Genomic DNA, 13,813 nt, shown 5'->3' with positions numbered 1-13,813 from the left:
CCTCCCTGTCCGGCGGGGCGGACGATCGTCAGATGTCGGAGATTTTCGGATGTCAGAGATTGACGCGCCGCCCCTCTCGGGCGGAGACGTCGATGGCGTGTATGACGGCCTCGAACGACAGCGCGGCGGTGAAGTCGGGGTGGTTGGGCGCATCCCCGGCGATGGCGCGCAGGAACGAGGCCGCCTCGATGGTCTTGAGATCGCCGAAGCCGAGCTGATGGCCGGGCGCCGGGCAGAAGGCGCCGTAGGGCGGATGCTCGGGGCCGGTGAGGATGGTGCGGAAGCCCTGCTGGGAACGGGGCCCGTCGTTCACATAGAGCTGCAGCTCGTTCATCCGCTCCTGGGAAAAGGCGATCATGCCTTTCGTGCCGTGCACCTCGAAGTCGAGCTTGTTCTTGCGCCCCCAGGCAGAGCGCGAGGTGGAGAGCGCCCCTTGGGCACCGCCGTGAAACCGCAGGATCGCGCTCGCCGCATCCTCGTTCTCGACCGTGCCGCGGCCGGAGCCGTCGCCGAGGGGCCGCGTCTGATGGATGATCTGCGTATCGGCGACGAGGCTTTCCACCGGCCCCATCAGGCCGACCGCCATCGAGACGAGATGGCAACCGAGATCGCCCAACGCGCCGAGGCCGGCATCGGCGCGCTTGGCCCGCCACGTCCAGGGAAGGTCGGGATCGGCCTGATAGTCCTCGTCGACGATGCCGCGGAAATGCACCGGCCGGCCGACGACGCCTTCCTCGATCAGGCGGCGGGCATGGGCGAAGGCTGGGTTGTGGATGTAGTTGTAGCCGATGATCGTGCGGACGCCGCTTCGCCGCGCGGCCGCTTCCATTTCGCGGGCGTCTTCGAGGGTCAGCGCCATCGGTTTTTCGCAATGGACGTGCTTTCCCGCCGCGATCGCCGCCAGCGCCATCTCCTTGTGAAGGGCGTTGGGCGTGGTGATCGAGACGATGTCGACGTCGGGACTGGCGGCGAGTTCGCGCCACTCGTCCGTCGCGGCCTCGAAACCGAACTGCCGGGCCATCGCGTCGGCCTTGTCGCGCGGGGTGTCGCAGAGCAGCGCGAGCCGCACCTGCGGCAGATCGCCGAAAACCGCCCCCGCAGCGCGATAGGCCAGCGCATGGGCCTTGCCCATGAAGCCGGTGCCGATGAGGCCGAGACCGATCGACATTTGCCCTCCCCGATTTGGAATATCTATTCCATCAGGGGGATGCGCCTGTATAGTGCCGCTGTCAAGATGGGAGAATTCCATGGTCGAACCCGCAGCGCTGGAAGCAAAGGCACCCGAGAGCGTGTCGGAACTCATCGAGCGGCTCGACGGGATCGCCGACATGCTGCCGAAGCGGCTCGGCCAGTGCGCCGAGTTCCTGCGCCACAACATCCATCTCGTCGCCGTCTCGACCGTCGCCGATCTTTCGGCCGGCGCGGGCGTCCAGCCCTCCGCCTTCATGCGCTTCTGCCAGGCGCTGGGCTTTTCCGGCTTCTCGCAGATGCAGGCACTGTTTCGCGCCGAATACCGGGAGTTCCGGCCGGACTATGCCGAACGGCTGTCGCAGCTGCGGACACGCGGTGGCGAAGGGCCCGGATGGCTTGCTGCAAACTTCGCGGAGGCCGGTCACAAGTCGTTGGTTTTCCTGATGAACGACCTCGACAGCGGGAAACTCGCCAAGGCCGCCGAGCTTCTCGCTTCGGCCGGCACGGTCCATCTCGTCGGCCTGCGCCGGGCCTTCGCCATCGTCAGCTACATGGGCTACCTGCTCGACAAGATGCAGGTGCCGACGGTCATTCACCGCACCTCCGCGCAGATCGAAAGCGATCACGCCATCCGCCCGGGCGACGCTCTCTTCGCCGTCAGCTTCAAGCCGTTTTCCCAGGAAACGCTGAGCCTTGCCGCCAGCGTCGCCGATCGCGGCATCCCGGTGATCGGCCTCAGCGACACCGAGGACGGGCCGCTGAGCGAGGCCGCCACCGTCCTTCTCGTCGCCCGCGAGGTCGACGTCGGGGCCTTTCGCGTCCCGACCGCAGCGCTGACCCTCGCGACCTCGCTGGCCGTCGCCGTCGGCCAGAATCGTGAATCGGCCGATTGACAAGCCGGGCTTCAGGGGGCAAAAATAGAATAAATCTTCCAAAACCGTTGGCCGAATTTGCCGGGAGGACGGTGGAAGATCGAAAGGTTCGGCAACGCCGGACGCGGCCGGGAAGGCCGTGCAGTGCATTCGCTCAGCCGAGGGAGGAACCATTGAGCATCTTGAAGAAACTCGCCGTCGCAGCCGTCGCCCTGACGATTGCCGGGCCGGCCGCCGCCCAACAGATCATCGTCGTCACGCACGGCCAAGCCAACGACCCGTTCTGGTCCGTCGTCAAGAACGGCGTCGAGGAGGCTGCGAAGAACACCGGCGCCAGCGTCGACTACCGGGCGCCCGAAACCTTCGACATGGTGCAGATGAGCCAGCTCATCGACGCCGCCGTCAATCAGGAGCCGGACGGCCTCGTCGTCTCCATCCCCGATGCCGACGCCCTCGGCCCCTCGATCGAGCGGGCGGTCCAGGCCGGCATTCCGGTGATCTCGATGAATTCGGGCTCGGACGTTTCCAAAACGCTCGGCGCCCTGCTCCATGTCGGCCAGGACGAGTTCACCGCCGGCAAGACGGCGGGTGAAAAGCTCAAGGAAATGGGCGGCACGACCGCGCTCTGCGTCAACCAGGAAGTCGGCAACGTCTCGCTCGACCAGCGCTGCGCCGGCTTTACGGAAGGCTTCGGCGGCAAGGTCGAGGTGCTGCCGACCTCGAACGATCCGACCGAGGTGAAGTCGAAGGTGCAGGCGGCGCTGGAATCGAACCAGGACGTCGACACCATTCTCGGCCTCGGCGCCGCGACGGTCGGCGAGCCGGCGGTCGAGGCCGTTCAGGCGGTCGGCCGCGGCGACAGCGTGAAGGTCGCCTCCTTCGACCTGTCGGCCGGCTTCCTCAAGGACGTCGCCGACGGCAAGGCGGCCTTCGCCATCGACCAGCAGCAGTTCCTGCAGGGCTATCTGCCGGTCGCCTTCCTGGCGCTCGACGCGAAATACGGCCTGATGCCCGGCGGCAACGTGCCCTCCGGCCCGAACCTCGTCACCAAGGACAAGGCCGAGCAGGTGATCGAACTGTCGTCCAAGGGCATTCGCTGACGCCATCGGCGCTTTCGACCGATCACGCAAACGACCGACGAGCCGCAGCGCCGAAGCCGCCGCGGCTCGTCATCGCCCAGGAAAATTTCTAGGAATCGCCATGGCAGACGTCTCGGAATCCGTTCAGGACGAGCGGGTGAAGCAGGAAGGCTTTGCCACCAGACTGATGAAGCGGCCGGAACTCGGCGCACTCGCCGGCGTCGTCGCGGTGACGATCTTCTTCCTGTTCACCGCCTCGGATACGATGTTCACCCTGTCCGGCGTGATGAATTTCATGACCCCGGCGGCCCAGCTCGGCATTCTCGCCATCGGCGCGGCGATGCTGATGATCGGCGGCGAGTTCGACCTGTCGATCGGCTCCATGGTGGCCTTTTCCGGGCTGATCTTCGGCGCTTTCGTCGTCACCTTCGGCATGCCGCTGGTCATCGCCATTCCCGCGACCTTCGCCATCGCCGCCGCGCTCGGCGCCCTCAACGGCACGATCGTCTTGAGGACCGGCCTGCCGTCCTTCATCGTGACCCTGGCCTTTCTCTTCATCCTGCGCGGCGCCTCGCTGGTCGGCCTGAAGATCGCCACCGGCGGCTCGACCCAGCTGCGCGGCGTCCGGGATGCCGTGGAGGGGGACTTCCTGACGCCGATCTTTTCCGGCGACGCCTTGACGGGCCTGTTCGCCTGGCTGGCCAAGCAGGGACTGATCGACCGGTTTTCGAGCGGCATGCCGAAGGTGCCGGGCATACCCGTCGAGATCCTCTGGTTCGTCGCCTTCGCCCTCGTCGCCACCTACGTCCTTCTGCGCACGCCCCAGGGCAACTGGATCTTCGCCTCCGGCGGCGACGAGAATGCCGCGTCGAACTCGGGCGTGCCGGTGCGCCGGGTGAAGATCTCGCTCTTCGTCCTCACCGCCTGCTGCGCGACGCTCGTCGCCATCATCACCGTCATCGACGCCGGCTCGACCGACGCGCGGCGCGGCTTCATGAAGGAGTTCGAGGCGATCATCGCCGCGGTCATCGGCGGCTGCCTTCTGACCGGCGGCTACGGCTCGGCGATCGGCGCCTTCTTCGGCGCGATCATCTTCGGCATGGTCACCATCGGGCTGACCTACACCACCATCGACCAGGACTGGTTCCAGGTGTTTCTCGGCGCCATGCTGCTCGCCGCCGTCCTGTTCAACAACTTCATCCGCAAACGCGTGACGGGAGAGCGCTGAGATGGCCGGCGACACCACCTTTCACCATGGCGATCCGAAGGTCGGCGCCGAGCCGATCGTCCAGATGCGCGACATCGAAAAGCACTTCGGCAACATCATCGCGCTCGCCGGCGTCAGCTTCGACGTCGTGGCCGGCGAATGCCACTGCCTGCTCGGCGACAACGGCGCCGGCAAGTCGACCTTCATCAAGACCATGTCGGGCGTCCACAAGCCGACCAAGGGCGAGATCTTCCTGAACGGCAAGCCGATGGCCTTCTCCAGCCCGCGCGACGCCATGGAGGCCGGCATCGCCACGGTGTTCCAGGATCTGGCCATGATCCCGCTGATGTCGGTGACCCGCAATTTCTTCATGGGCCGCGAGCCGACCAAGGGGAAATGGCTCACCAAGCGCATGGACATCGACAAGGCGAACACCGCGACGATGGACGCCATGCGCGAGATGGGGATCCGGCTGCGCTCGCCGGACCAGGCCGTCGGCACCCTGTCCGGCGGCGAGCGCCAGACCGTCGCCATAGCAAGGGCCGTCTATTTCGGCGCGAAGGTTCTCATCCTCGACGAGCCGACCTCGGCGCTCGGCGTTCGCCAGACCTCCAACGTGCTCGCCACCATCGACCGGGTTCGCAAGCAGGGCGTCGGCGTCGTCTTTATCACCCACAACGTCCGCCATGCCCTCGCCGTCGGCGACCGCTTCACCGTGCTCAACCGCGGCAGGACGCTGGGCACGGCGAAGCGCGGCGACATCACCGGCAACGAGCTGCAGGACATGATGGCCGGCGGCCAGGAAATGGCCGCGCTGGAAGGCTCGCTCGGCGGGACCGTCTGATGGAAAAGAACCTCGATCTCATCACCATCGGCCGCTCCTCCGTCGATCTTTACGGCGGGCAGGTCGGCGGCCGGCTGGAGGACATGCGGAGCTTCGACAAATATGTCGGCGGCTCGCCCACCAACATGGCGACCGGAACGGCCCGGCTCGGCCTCAAATCGGCGCTGATCACCCGCGTCGGCGACGAGCACATGGGGCGGTTCCTGATCGAGGAGCTGCGCCGCGAGGGTGTCGACACCACCGGCGTCGTCACAGATTCCGAGCGGCTCACCGCCCTCGTCCTCCTCGGCATTCGCGACGACACGCAGTTTCCGCTGATCTTCTATCGCGAGAACTGCGCCGACATGGCGCTGTCGGAAGCCGACATCGACGAGGCCTTCATCGCGAGGGCGCGGGCGGTCGTCGCGACCGGCACCCATCTCAGCCATCCGCAGACGGAGGCGGCCGTCCTGAAGGCGATCCGCCTCGCACGGGAGCACGGCGCGCGCACCGCGCTCGACATCGACTACCGCCCCAACCTCTGGGGCCTCGCCGGCCACGGCGCCGGGGAGGAACGCTTCATCGCGTCGAAAGCGGTGACGGCCAAGCTCCAGTCGACGCTGCCTCTGTTCGACCTGATCGTCGGCACGGAGGAGGAGTTCCACATCGCCGGCGGAACGACCGACACCGTCGAGGCCCTCAGGGCGGTGCGCGCCGTCTCGGCGGCCACCCTCGTCTGCAAGCGGGGCGCGGCGGGCGCCGTCGCCTTTACCGGCGCCATTCCGGCGAGCCTCGATGACGGTGAGGCCGGCCCCGGCTTTCCGATCGAGGTGTTCAACGTTCTGGGCGCCGGCGACGGCTTCATGTCGGGGCTCCTGAAGGGCTGGCTCGACGGCGAGGCCTGGCCGCGCTCGCTCGAATATGCCAATGCCTGCGGCGCCTTCGCCGTCTCGCGCCATGGCTGCACGCCGGCCTATCCTTCGCTGGCCGAGCTCGAATTCTTCCTGAAGCGCGGCGTCAGGGAGAAGGCGCTGCGAAAGGACGCGGAGCTCGAACAGATCCACTGGTCGACCAACCGCAAGGGCGAATGGCCGGTGATGCGGGTCTTCGCCTTCGACCATCGCATGCAGCTCGAAGAGATGCCCGGCGCGACGACGGAGACAATCGGCGCCTTCAAGCAGCTTTGCCTCGACGCTGTGCTGAAAGTTCAGGCCGGGCGGCCCGGCTACGGCCTCCTCTGCGACGGCCGGCTCGGCCGCCAGGCGCTCCATCGCGCGGCCGGGCGCGGCCTGTGGATCGGCCGGCCCGTCGAATGGCCGGGCTCGCGGCCTCTGATGTTCGAGCCGGAGATCGGCACGGATTGCGGCGGGCTCGCCGAATGGCCGGCCGAGCACGTGGTCAAATGCCTGTGCTTCTGCCATCCGGACGACGATCAAGAACTCTGGGCCGAGCAGGAGGCGAGCATTGCGCGGCTGTTCGACGCCTGCCGCCGCAACAGGCTGGAATTCCTGCTCGAGGTGATCCCGTCCAAGGCCGGCCTCGTCGACGACGAGACGACGGCGGAGGTGATCCGTCGGTTCTACGACCTCGGCATCCATCCCGACTGGTGGAAGCTCGAGCCGATGGCGAGCGAAGCCGCCTGGGAGAACGCCTGTGCCGCCATCGCCGAGAACGATCCGCATGTGCGCGGCATCGTCATGCTCGGCCTCGACGCCTCCGAAGAGGCACTGAAGGCAAGCTTCGCCGCAGCCGCCCGGTTCGACCTGGTGAAGGGCTTCGCCGTCGGGCGGACGATCTTCGGCGAGGCGGCGAAGGCCTATCTCGCCGGCACGCTTTCGCCGGACGAAGCCACCGCGATGATGGCGGAGAAATACGGCCGGCTCTGCGCCCTCTGGGATGATGCACGGGCGGCCGCAAGGACATCCGGCAGGGAGACGACGCGATGACGACGATCCGGCTGACCGCCGCGCAGGCGATGGTGAAATATCTTTCCGTCCAGATGACCGAAGAAGGCGAGCCTTTCCTCGGCGGCGTCTGGGCGATCTTCGGCCATGGCAACGTCGCCGGCATCGGCGAGGCGCTCCATGCCGAGCGTGACGCGATCACCACGTACCGGGGTCACAACGAACAGACGATGTGCCACGCCGCCATCGCCTATGCCAAGCAGTCCGGCCGACGCCGCGCGATGGCCGTCACATCCTCGATCGGTCCCGGCGCGACCAACATGGTCACCGCCGCCGCCCTCGCCCATGTCAACCGCCTGCCGCTGCTGCTGATCCCCGGCGACGTCTTCGCCAATCGCGGCCCCGATCCGGTCCTCCAGCAGGTCGAGGACTTTTCCGACGGCACCGTCTCGGTCAACGACTGCTTCCGGCCGGTCACCCGCTATTTCGACCGCATCATGCGGCCGGAACAGCTCCTCACCGCCCTCCCCCGCGCCTTCCGCACCATGACCGATCCGGCCGAGTGCGGCCCGGTCTGCCTCGCCTTCTGCCAGGACGTCCAGGCCGAGGCCCATGACTGGCCGGAAAGCTTCTTCGAGCCGAAGATCTGGCGCATCCGCCGGCCCTATCCGGACCCGGTGGAGCTCGCCGGCGTCGTCGACCTCCTGAAGGCGGCCGAAAAGCCGGTGATCGTCGCCGGCGGCGGCGTCCACTATTCCGGCGCGACCGAGGCGCTGAAGGCCTTTGTGGAGAAGCACCGGATCCCCGTCGTCGAGAGCCAGGCCGGCAAGTCGGCGCTCGCCTGGGATCATCCGATGAATCTCGGCCCGGTCGGCGTCACCGGCTCCTCCTCGGCCAACGTTACCTGCGCCGAAGCCGATCTCGTCCTCGGCGTCGGGACGCGCTTCCAGGACTTCACCACCGGCTCGTGGAACCTCTTCAAGAACCCGAAGCGCAGGCTCGTCTCGCTCAACGTCGCCGCCTATGACGCGATGAAGCGCGGCGCCGAGCCGCTCTGCTGCGATGCTGAGGTCGGCCTCGAAATGCTGTCGGAGGCCCTGGGCGAGACGCGCTTCGCGGAGCCGGATCCTGCGCTGAAGACCGAATGGTTCGCCGCCGTCGATCCGCTGACGGCCCGCCCGGAGGGCAACGAACTGCCGACCGACCAGCAGGTCATCGGTGCCGTGCAGCGGGCGAGCGGGCCGAATACGGTGGTGATGTGCGCGGCAGGCACCATGCCGGGCGAACTCCACAAGCTCTGGAAGGCGCCGCGCCCCGGCGCCTATCACATGGAATACGGTTATTCCTGCATGGGCTACGAGATCGCCGGCGCAATCGGCATCAAGATGGCCGAGCCCGATCGCGACGTCGTCTGCATGCTCGGCGACGGCTCCTACATGATGGCGAATTCCGAGCTGGCGACCGCGGTCATGCTGGGACTGAAGATCACCGTCGTCCTGACCGACAATCGCGGCTTCGGCTGCATCAACCGCCTGCAGATGTCGGCGGGCGGGGCGGAGTTCAACAACCTCCTCGACCACACCGAGCGCGCGCAGGCCTCGAACATCGACTTTGCCGCCCATGCCGCCTCGATGGGCGCGGCGGCGGTGCATGTCGCCTCGATTGCCGAGCTGGAATCGGCGCTGGAGCGGGCGAAGGATGCGGCAGGCCCGTTCGTCGTGGTGATCGACACCGATCCCTATCCCTCCAGCGAGCCGGGCGGCCACTGGTGGGACGTCGCGGTTCCGGAAGTTTCCGAGCGCGAGGAGGTTCTGGAGGCGCGCAAGGCCTATGAAGAGCAGGTGAAGATGCGGGCCGGCGGGTGATGCGTCGGTCGCGCAGGGTAACTGGCTGCACGGGATTGCGCCCTGCACGCCCCCCTCTGCCCTGCCGGGCATCTCCCCCACAAGAGGGGAGATCGGCAGCTTTGGGCGGTGGCGACCCGTCTGCTTGCGTCGGTGCTGCGCGCGATCGAAGAGCGCGGCCGGCGACGGCGATCGATCTCCCCCCTCGTGGGGGAGATGCCGGCAGGCAGAGGGGGGCGCGGCGCGGCCGATCCGTGTCGAGTCCTCGCCATCCTCACACCGCGCGACCGCATCCTGAAACCAAACGACACCACCCCCCTTCCCTCACAGGACCCCACCCATGATCCGCTTCGGCACCAATCCCATCGCCTGGTCGAACGACGACGACCAAACCCTCGGGGCCGACATTCCCCTCGAGACCTGCCTCAGGGAGGCCGGCGAGATCGGCTTTGCCGGCATCGAGAACGGCCACAAGATGCCCTGGGATCCGGCCGAGCTGAAGGCAGCCCTCGCCCCCCACGGCCTCGCCTTCGTGTCCGCCTGGTACTCGCTCAACCTCCTCGTCCACTCGGCCGAGGAGGAGATCGCACTGATCCAGCCGCATCTGGACAGGCTGAAGGCGATGGGCTGCACGGTCTGCATCGCCTGCGAGACGTCGAACGCCATCCACGGCAACGACGGGGCGAGCCTTGCTGCCTCGCCGGTCCTGCCGAGGGAGCGCTGGGCGGAGTTCGGCGAGAAGGTCGAAGCGGTGGCACGGCACTGCGCGGCCGAGGGCGTTCCTCTGGTCTATCACCATCACATGGGAACGGTGGTCGAGACCCCGGCCGAACTCGACCTGTTCATGGCCCATACGGGCCCGGCGACGCGGCTGCTCTTCGATGCCGGGCATTTCTATTTCGGCGGCAACGGCGTCGATCCGGCGCCCTATCTGCAAAAGCATATCGGCCGGGTGTCGCATTTCCATGCCAAGAACGTCCGGCCCGAAGTCATGGCCGAGGTCCGGCGGGACGGGCTGTCGTTTCTGGAGGGCGTCCGGCGCGGCGTCTTCACCGTGCCGGGTGACGAGGAGGGCGGCGTCGATTTCGGACCGTGCCTGAAGCTCCTCGCCGAGAACGGCTATGCCGGCTGGATCGTCATCGAGGCCGAGCAGGACCCGGCGGTGCGCAATCCGGTTCAATATCAGTCGCTGGGGCTGAAGACCTTGAAGGCGCTGGCGAAGGACGCCGGCCTGACCGAAGGGTTCTGACCGCAGCACCCGACCGGCCGACGGGCGGCAAGGCACCAATTCGCCAAGGCACGGGGCGAACGAGACGACGAAAGACGAAAAGGAGCGCCGCGATGAGCGATCTGTTGCGCAAACCGACCGGCACGACCGGCAAGGTCCATGTCATCACGCCGGAGAACGCCAAGTCCCCGCTGTCGCCGGACTGGACCTATGTGGGCTTCTCGCTCTACCGCCTCGCCCCGGGCGAAACCGCCGGCGAGGCGACGGGCGATCGCGAGGCGATCCTCGTGCTGGTGGAGGGAAAGGCGACGATCTCGGCAGACGGCGAGGAGTTTGGCGAGATGGGCGATCGCATGGACGTCTTCGAAAAGACGCCGCCCCACTGCCTCTACGTGCCGAACGCCAGCGAGTGGTCGGCGACGGCCACCACGGCCTGCACGCTCGCCGTCTGCACCGCGCCGGGCTCCGGCGGCCACGAGGCCGCGCGGATCGGGCCCGAAGGCATCTCGCTCGCCGACCGCGGCAAGGGGACGAACCTTCGCCACATCAACGCCATCGCCATGGAGGAGCGCGACGTCGCGGACTCGCTGCTCGTCACGGAGGTCTTCACCCCCGCCGGCCACTGGTCGTCCTATCCGCCGCATCGGCACGACGAGGACGCCTTTCCGGACATGACCTATCTCGAAGAGACCTATTACCACCGGCTGAACCCGGCGCAGGGCTACGGCCACCAGCGGGTCTTCACCGAGGACGGCACGCTCGACGAGACGATGAGCGTCTCCGACCACGACGTGGTGTTGGTGCCGAAGGGCCATCACCCCTGCGCCGCGCCCTACGGCTACGAGATGTATTACCTCAACGTCATGGCCGGCCCGCTGCGCAAGTGGCGCTTCAAGAACCATCCCGACCACGACTGGATCGCCAGGCGCGACGCCTGAAACCTCTGAGGCAACGCAGCGGAACATCGCCTCGGAGATCGGCCGGAGGGCAGCAGGACGCCGTAGCCGGTGGAGGCAGAAGTCGGCCGGAGCCTACTGCGGTACGCCCTTCAGCGTGGCGTTCTCGGCTTTGACGGTGCCGCCGTCCCTGCTCGCCTCGATGGCGAGGATCCGGCCGAGGCCCGGCACCGTCGAGCCCACCTGGACGTGCCAGAGTTCGCCCGGCGAGGCGAGATGCGCCTCGTCGCCGAACACCATCACGATCGAGAAGTCCTGCGGCTTCAGCGCCCACGGCCGAACCTGCACCGGCACCGGCAACGCCGCGACGTCCGAGGCCTCGCCGTCATCCTCGGCCTTCGAGGTCGAGCCGACGGCGATCGGATCGATCTCGGCTTCGGCCATCCGCTCCATCAGGAGCCGGTCGAAATAGCCCGGATACATGTAGGAGATCGCCGTCACCACGGAGAAGAAGCTGGTCGACAGGACGAAGAGGCACAGCGACAGCGCCTTGACGATCCGGTCCGACTGGTTTGCGGCGTTCAGCTTCCGGGCAGCCGAAACGGACGCGCTCTGACTCATGATGACGACCTCGATGCGTGGGGAGACGGGCGAAGCGGCATCATGCGGCCTCGACGTTTCCGAGCATCGCAGGCCCGGGTTAATCTTTTCTCGATGGGGTCGGGCGAAGGCCGCAAGTCGACGAGGCTGATCTTGGCGCGGTTCAGGGTTTGTTGAAGGGATCGCGCCTAACCTGTTGCCATGCAGGACTCACGGAGCGAACAACGGGGGAAGGACGGGCGCCTCGATGCGCGGCGGCGCACGAGGCTGCGGCCGGTGAAGCTCGCCGGCCTGTCCGGCAAGTTCCTCGACGACGGCATGCTCTACGATCGATCGCGGGGCGGCGCGCGCATCCGTCGCGGTTCGGACCGCCCCCTCCCGCCACGCTTCTTCGTCCTCGACGAAGTCGAGTTGCGATTGGCGCCGGTGGTGATCGTCTGGCAGGCGGGTCGCGAGATCGGCGTGCGCTTCGTCGGCGCCGAAATCCAGCCGACGCGCGCCGACATCCGCCGGCTCACCGGGCGTTACTACGCGTTGCCGGAATGACGTCGACGACGGCGGGGCGAGCGAGGTCCGGCCTGCCGGCTCCCCGACGCAGCCGGCGCCGTCACGGGCGGGCCGGGATCAGTGGCCGGCGCTGCCGATCTTGACGGGTTCGCCGGCGGACTTGTCGCCGCCGGCGTTGCCGCTGCGCGCGTCCTTCTTGGCGATGTAGTCGAACTGCTCGACGAGAAGCTCGTGCAACAGCTCCTGGCCGAAGCGGGCATTGACCGCATCGCGGATCGACGTCGTCAGTTCGGTCAGGTCGAATTTTTCGGGCCGCTCGAAGTCGAAGCTGTCGGTCGAATAGAGCCGCCGGAAGACCTCGTCGAGGATGAACGGATCGGGCGGCACCTTCAGCGCGTTTCCGACGCTGCCGTCGATCGTGTAGACGAAACGGGCGAGGATGTAGCCCTTGATCGTCTCGTGCGAAATCATCGGAATGGTCACGCTTTCGGTCGAGCGGTAGTCGAGCCCGTCGAAATAGGTCGGCTCCTTGCTCACCGCCGCCTCCGGCGCCGGGGCGAAGACCGACGCCATCACGTAGCTCGATCCGAGCGCGACGATGGCGGCCCAGACGCCGATGCCGATCAGCTTGATCACCGGTTCAGCCCCGGCGAACGACGGCAGTGGTGTAGGTGCCGTCGGAATCGGCCGCCGCGATGGTCGCCGCGATCACGCCGCCGATCTCGTGGCTCGCCTTGACGTGCAGGCCGAGGATCCGATGGTTTTCCTGCAACGCCTTCTTCAGAAGCCGCAGCCGCTCCTCGATGCGGGTATCCCGCTCGTTCTGGCCGGCGAGCGCCCGTGACAGGCGGCTGAGCTCGAGCAGGCAGTGGTTCTTGCGGGTGGTGAGTTCGGCGAGCGGCTCGCTGGTCTGGCCGCGAAGCGTGTCGATTTCGAGTGAAAGGATCGATTCCAGCCGATCCGCCGCCTTTTCGATTGCCTGGTACATCCGAACCATCCTTGTTTGTCGTTATGCCGCCGCTCGCATCGAGCGGCCGGGTCGATCATTCGCCCGGGGCGTCGGTGGGCGGCGGCGGGCCGCCCGCCGGTCAGCCGCCGTGCCGCGCGATACGGTGGGTCGCCGCAAGCGCGGCGTCGTTCTCTGCGTGGAGCTTTGCCGTGCCATCGCCGAGCACTGCGCTCGCGCGGCCCTCCGCCGGCGCGCCACCCTTCTTGGCGATCGTGTCGGCAATGCCGATGCCGCCACCCTTGGCCATTTCGTTGCCGATCTCTTCGGCCAGCATCGAGCGCCAGATGTCGCCGGCGGTTCCCTTGCCGAAGAATTCCGATTCCCCGCTCGGCAGCATGGATTCGACGAAACTCCTGAGAACGAAGCCCTCGAACTGTTCGAGCGGCGGCACGTCGCGCGCCTCGTGCTTGACCAGGGGACGGATCGTCGACTGCGCCGAGTTCCCCGTCCCCGCGGCCGTTCTCGACGTCTCGCCCGCCGTCGCCAGCGCTGCCGCGAAGCCTTCGCCCGCGGCCGGCGTCGCGGTCGGCCGCGCCGTCCGACCGACGGCCTCGGCTTTCGTCGCGGCAAGGGCAGCCGGATTGATCGAGAAGTCGTTGGAGATCGTCATGGACGCATGCCGTGCCGCTTCGGTTGCCGGATCGTTGCCGTCG

General features: G+C 67.4%; 14 protein-coding genes. 9 read left to right on the top strand and 5 right to left on the bottom strand.

Features of this window, described 5'->3' with window-relative positions; all coding sequences use genetic code 11:
• Positions 1-52: 52 nt before the first annotated feature.
• Complete coding sequence (locus LZD57_RS00575; RefSeq protein WP_233717172.1) at positions 53-1,168, bottom strand: Gfo/Idh/MocA family protein; 1,116 nt, start codon at positions 1,166-1,168, stop codon at positions 53-55.
• Between the two features lie 79 nt (positions 1,169-1,247).
• Between LZD57_RS00575 and LZD57_RS00570 the strand changes: the two genes are divergently transcribed.
• The 8 genes from LZD57_RS00570 (at position 1,248) to iolB (ending at position 11,086) form a co-directional block, all read left to right on the top strand.
• Positions 1,248-2,084 carry a MurR/RpiR family transcriptional regulator gene (locus tag LZD57_RS00570; protein WP_233717171.1) on the top strand — a complete coding sequence of 279 codons (837 nt, stop codon included), beginning with the start codon at positions 1,248-1,250 and terminating at the stop codon, positions 2,082-2,084.
• Between the two features lie 152 nt (positions 2,085-2,236).
• Positions 2,237-3,163, top strand: a complete 927-nt coding sequence (locus LZD57_RS00565; protein ID WP_233717170.1) for a sugar ABC transporter substrate-binding protein — start codon at positions 2,237-2,239, stop codon at positions 3,161-3,163.
• 100 nt (positions 3,164-3,263) lie between these two features.
• Entirely contained in the window at positions 3,264-4,370 is a 1,107-nt protein-coding gene (locus LZD57_RS00560) for an ABC transporter permease (RefSeq protein WP_233717169.1), read from the top strand.
• Between the two features lie 64 nt (positions 4,371-4,434).
• Positions 4,435-5,193, top strand: a complete 759-nt coding sequence (locus tag LZD57_RS00555) for an ATP-binding cassette domain-containing protein (protein WP_233717434.1) — start codon at positions 4,435-4,437, stop codon at positions 5,191-5,193.
• Positions 5,193-7,118, top strand: coding sequence for a bifunctional 5-dehydro-2-deoxygluconokinase/5-dehydro-2-deoxyphosphogluconate aldolase (locus LZD57_RS00550; protein ID WP_233717168.1), 1,926 nt, complete (start codon positions 5,193-5,195; stop codon positions 7,116-7,118). The genes LZD57_RS00555 and LZD57_RS00550 overlap by 1 nt, the downstream gene beginning before the upstream one ends.
• Positions 7,115-8,941, top strand: a complete 1,827-nt coding sequence (gene iolD, locus LZD57_RS00545) for a 3D-(3,5/4)-trihydroxycyclohexane-1,2-dione acylhydrolase (decyclizing) (RefSeq protein WP_233717167.1) — start codon at positions 7,115-7,117, stop codon at positions 8,939-8,941. The genes LZD57_RS00550 and iolD overlap by 4 nt, the downstream gene beginning before the upstream one ends.
• A 319-nt stretch (positions 8,942-9,260) precedes the next feature.
• Entirely contained in the window at positions 9,261-10,169 is a 909-nt protein-coding gene (gene iolE, locus LZD57_RS00540; RefSeq protein ID WP_233717166.1) for a myo-inosose-2 dehydratase, read from the top strand.
• A gap of 92 nt (positions 10,170-10,261) precedes the next feature.
• A complete protein-coding gene (gene iolB, locus LZD57_RS00535) occupies positions 10,262-11,086 on the top strand; it encodes a 5-deoxy-glucuronate isomerase (RefSeq protein ID WP_233717165.1) in 825 nt (274 codons plus the stop codon).
• Positions 11,087-11,179: 93 nt separating this feature from the next.
• Here iolB and LZD57_RS00530 read toward each other — a convergent pair whose 3' ends face one another.
• Positions 11,180-11,665 (bottom strand): hypothetical protein, encoded by a 486-nt coding sequence (locus LZD57_RS00530; protein WP_233717164.1) that lies wholly within the window; start codon positions 11,663-11,665, stop codon positions 11,180-11,182.
• A 255-nt stretch (positions 11,666-11,920) separates the two neighbouring features.
• On the opposite strand from LZD57_RS00530, the gene LZD57_RS00525 reads away from it, so the two are divergent.
• Entirely contained in the window at positions 11,921-12,190 is a 270-nt protein-coding gene (locus LZD57_RS00525) for a hypothetical protein (protein ID WP_233717163.1), read from the top strand.
• Between the two features lie 78 nt (positions 12,191-12,268).
• On the opposite strand, the gene LZD57_RS00520 is transcribed toward LZD57_RS00525, so the two are convergent.
• The 3 genes from LZD57_RS00520 to LZD57_RS00510 form a co-directional block, all read right to left on the bottom strand.
• On the bottom strand, positions 12,269-12,787 hold the full coding sequence (locus LZD57_RS00520; protein ID WP_233717162.1) for a hypothetical protein: 519 nt from the start codon (positions 12,785-12,787) through the stop codon (positions 12,269-12,271).
• 4 nt (positions 12,788-12,791) lie between these two features.
• Positions 12,792-13,139, bottom strand: coding sequence for a hypothetical protein (locus LZD57_RS00515; RefSeq protein WP_233717161.1), 348 nt, complete (start codon positions 13,137-13,139; stop codon positions 12,792-12,794).
• Positions 13,140-13,239: 100 nt separating this feature from the next.
• A complete protein-coding gene (locus LZD57_RS00510; protein ID WP_233717160.1) occupies positions 13,240-13,770 on the bottom strand; it encodes a rod-binding protein in 531 nt (176 codons plus the stop codon).
• Positions 13,771-13,813 lie beyond the last annotated feature (43 nt).

Origin of the sequence: Jiella avicenniae (assembly GCF_021390325.1) — a bacterium.
Lineage (GTDB): Bacteria > Pseudomonadota > Alphaproteobacteria > Rhizobiales > Rhizobiaceae > Jiella > Jiella avicenniae.
This window is presented reverse-complemented; position numbering and strand designations above follow the sequence as displayed.

Coding starts and splice junctions, on each gene's coding strand:
- LZD57_RS00555 (WP_233717434.1), top strand. CDS start 4,435: ATGCGCGACATCGAAAAGCACTTCGGCAACATCATCGCGCTCGCCGGC.
- LZD57_RS00550 (WP_233717168.1), top strand. CDS start 5,193: ATGGAAAAGAACCTCGATCTCATCACCATCGGCCGCTCCTCCGTCGAT.
- LZD57_RS00570 (WP_233717171.1), top strand. CDS start 1,248: ATGGTCGAACCCGCAGCGCTGGAAGCAAAGGCACCCGAGAGCGTGTCG.
- LZD57_RS00575 (WP_233717172.1), bottom strand. CDS start 1,168: ATGTCGATCGGTCTCGGCCTCATCGGCACCGGCTTCATGGGCAAGGCC.
- iolB (WP_233717165.1), top strand. CDS start 10,262: ATGAGCGATCTGTTGCGCAAACCGACCGGCACGACCGGCAAGGTCCAT.
- LZD57_RS00530 (WP_233717164.1), bottom strand. CDS start 11,665: ATGAGTCAGAGCGCGTCCGTTTCGGCTGCCCGGAAGCTGAACGCCGCA.
- LZD57_RS00515 (WP_233717161.1), bottom strand. CDS start 13,139: ATGTACCAGGCAATCGAAAAGGCGGCGGATCGGCTGGAATCGATCCTT.
- LZD57_RS00560 (WP_233717169.1), top strand. CDS start 3,264: ATGGCAGACGTCTCGGAATCCGTTCAGGACGAGCGGGTGAAGCAGGAA.
- iolD (WP_233717167.1), top strand. CDS start 7,115: ATGACGACGATCCGGCTGACCGCCGCGCAGGCGATGGTGAAATATCTT.
- iolE (WP_233717166.1), top strand. CDS start 9,261: ATGATCCGCTTCGGCACCAATCCCATCGCCTGGTCGAACGACGACGAC.
- LZD57_RS00510 (WP_233717160.1), bottom strand. CDS start 13,770: ATGACGATCTCCAACGACTTCTCGATCAATCCGGCTGCCCTTGCCGCG.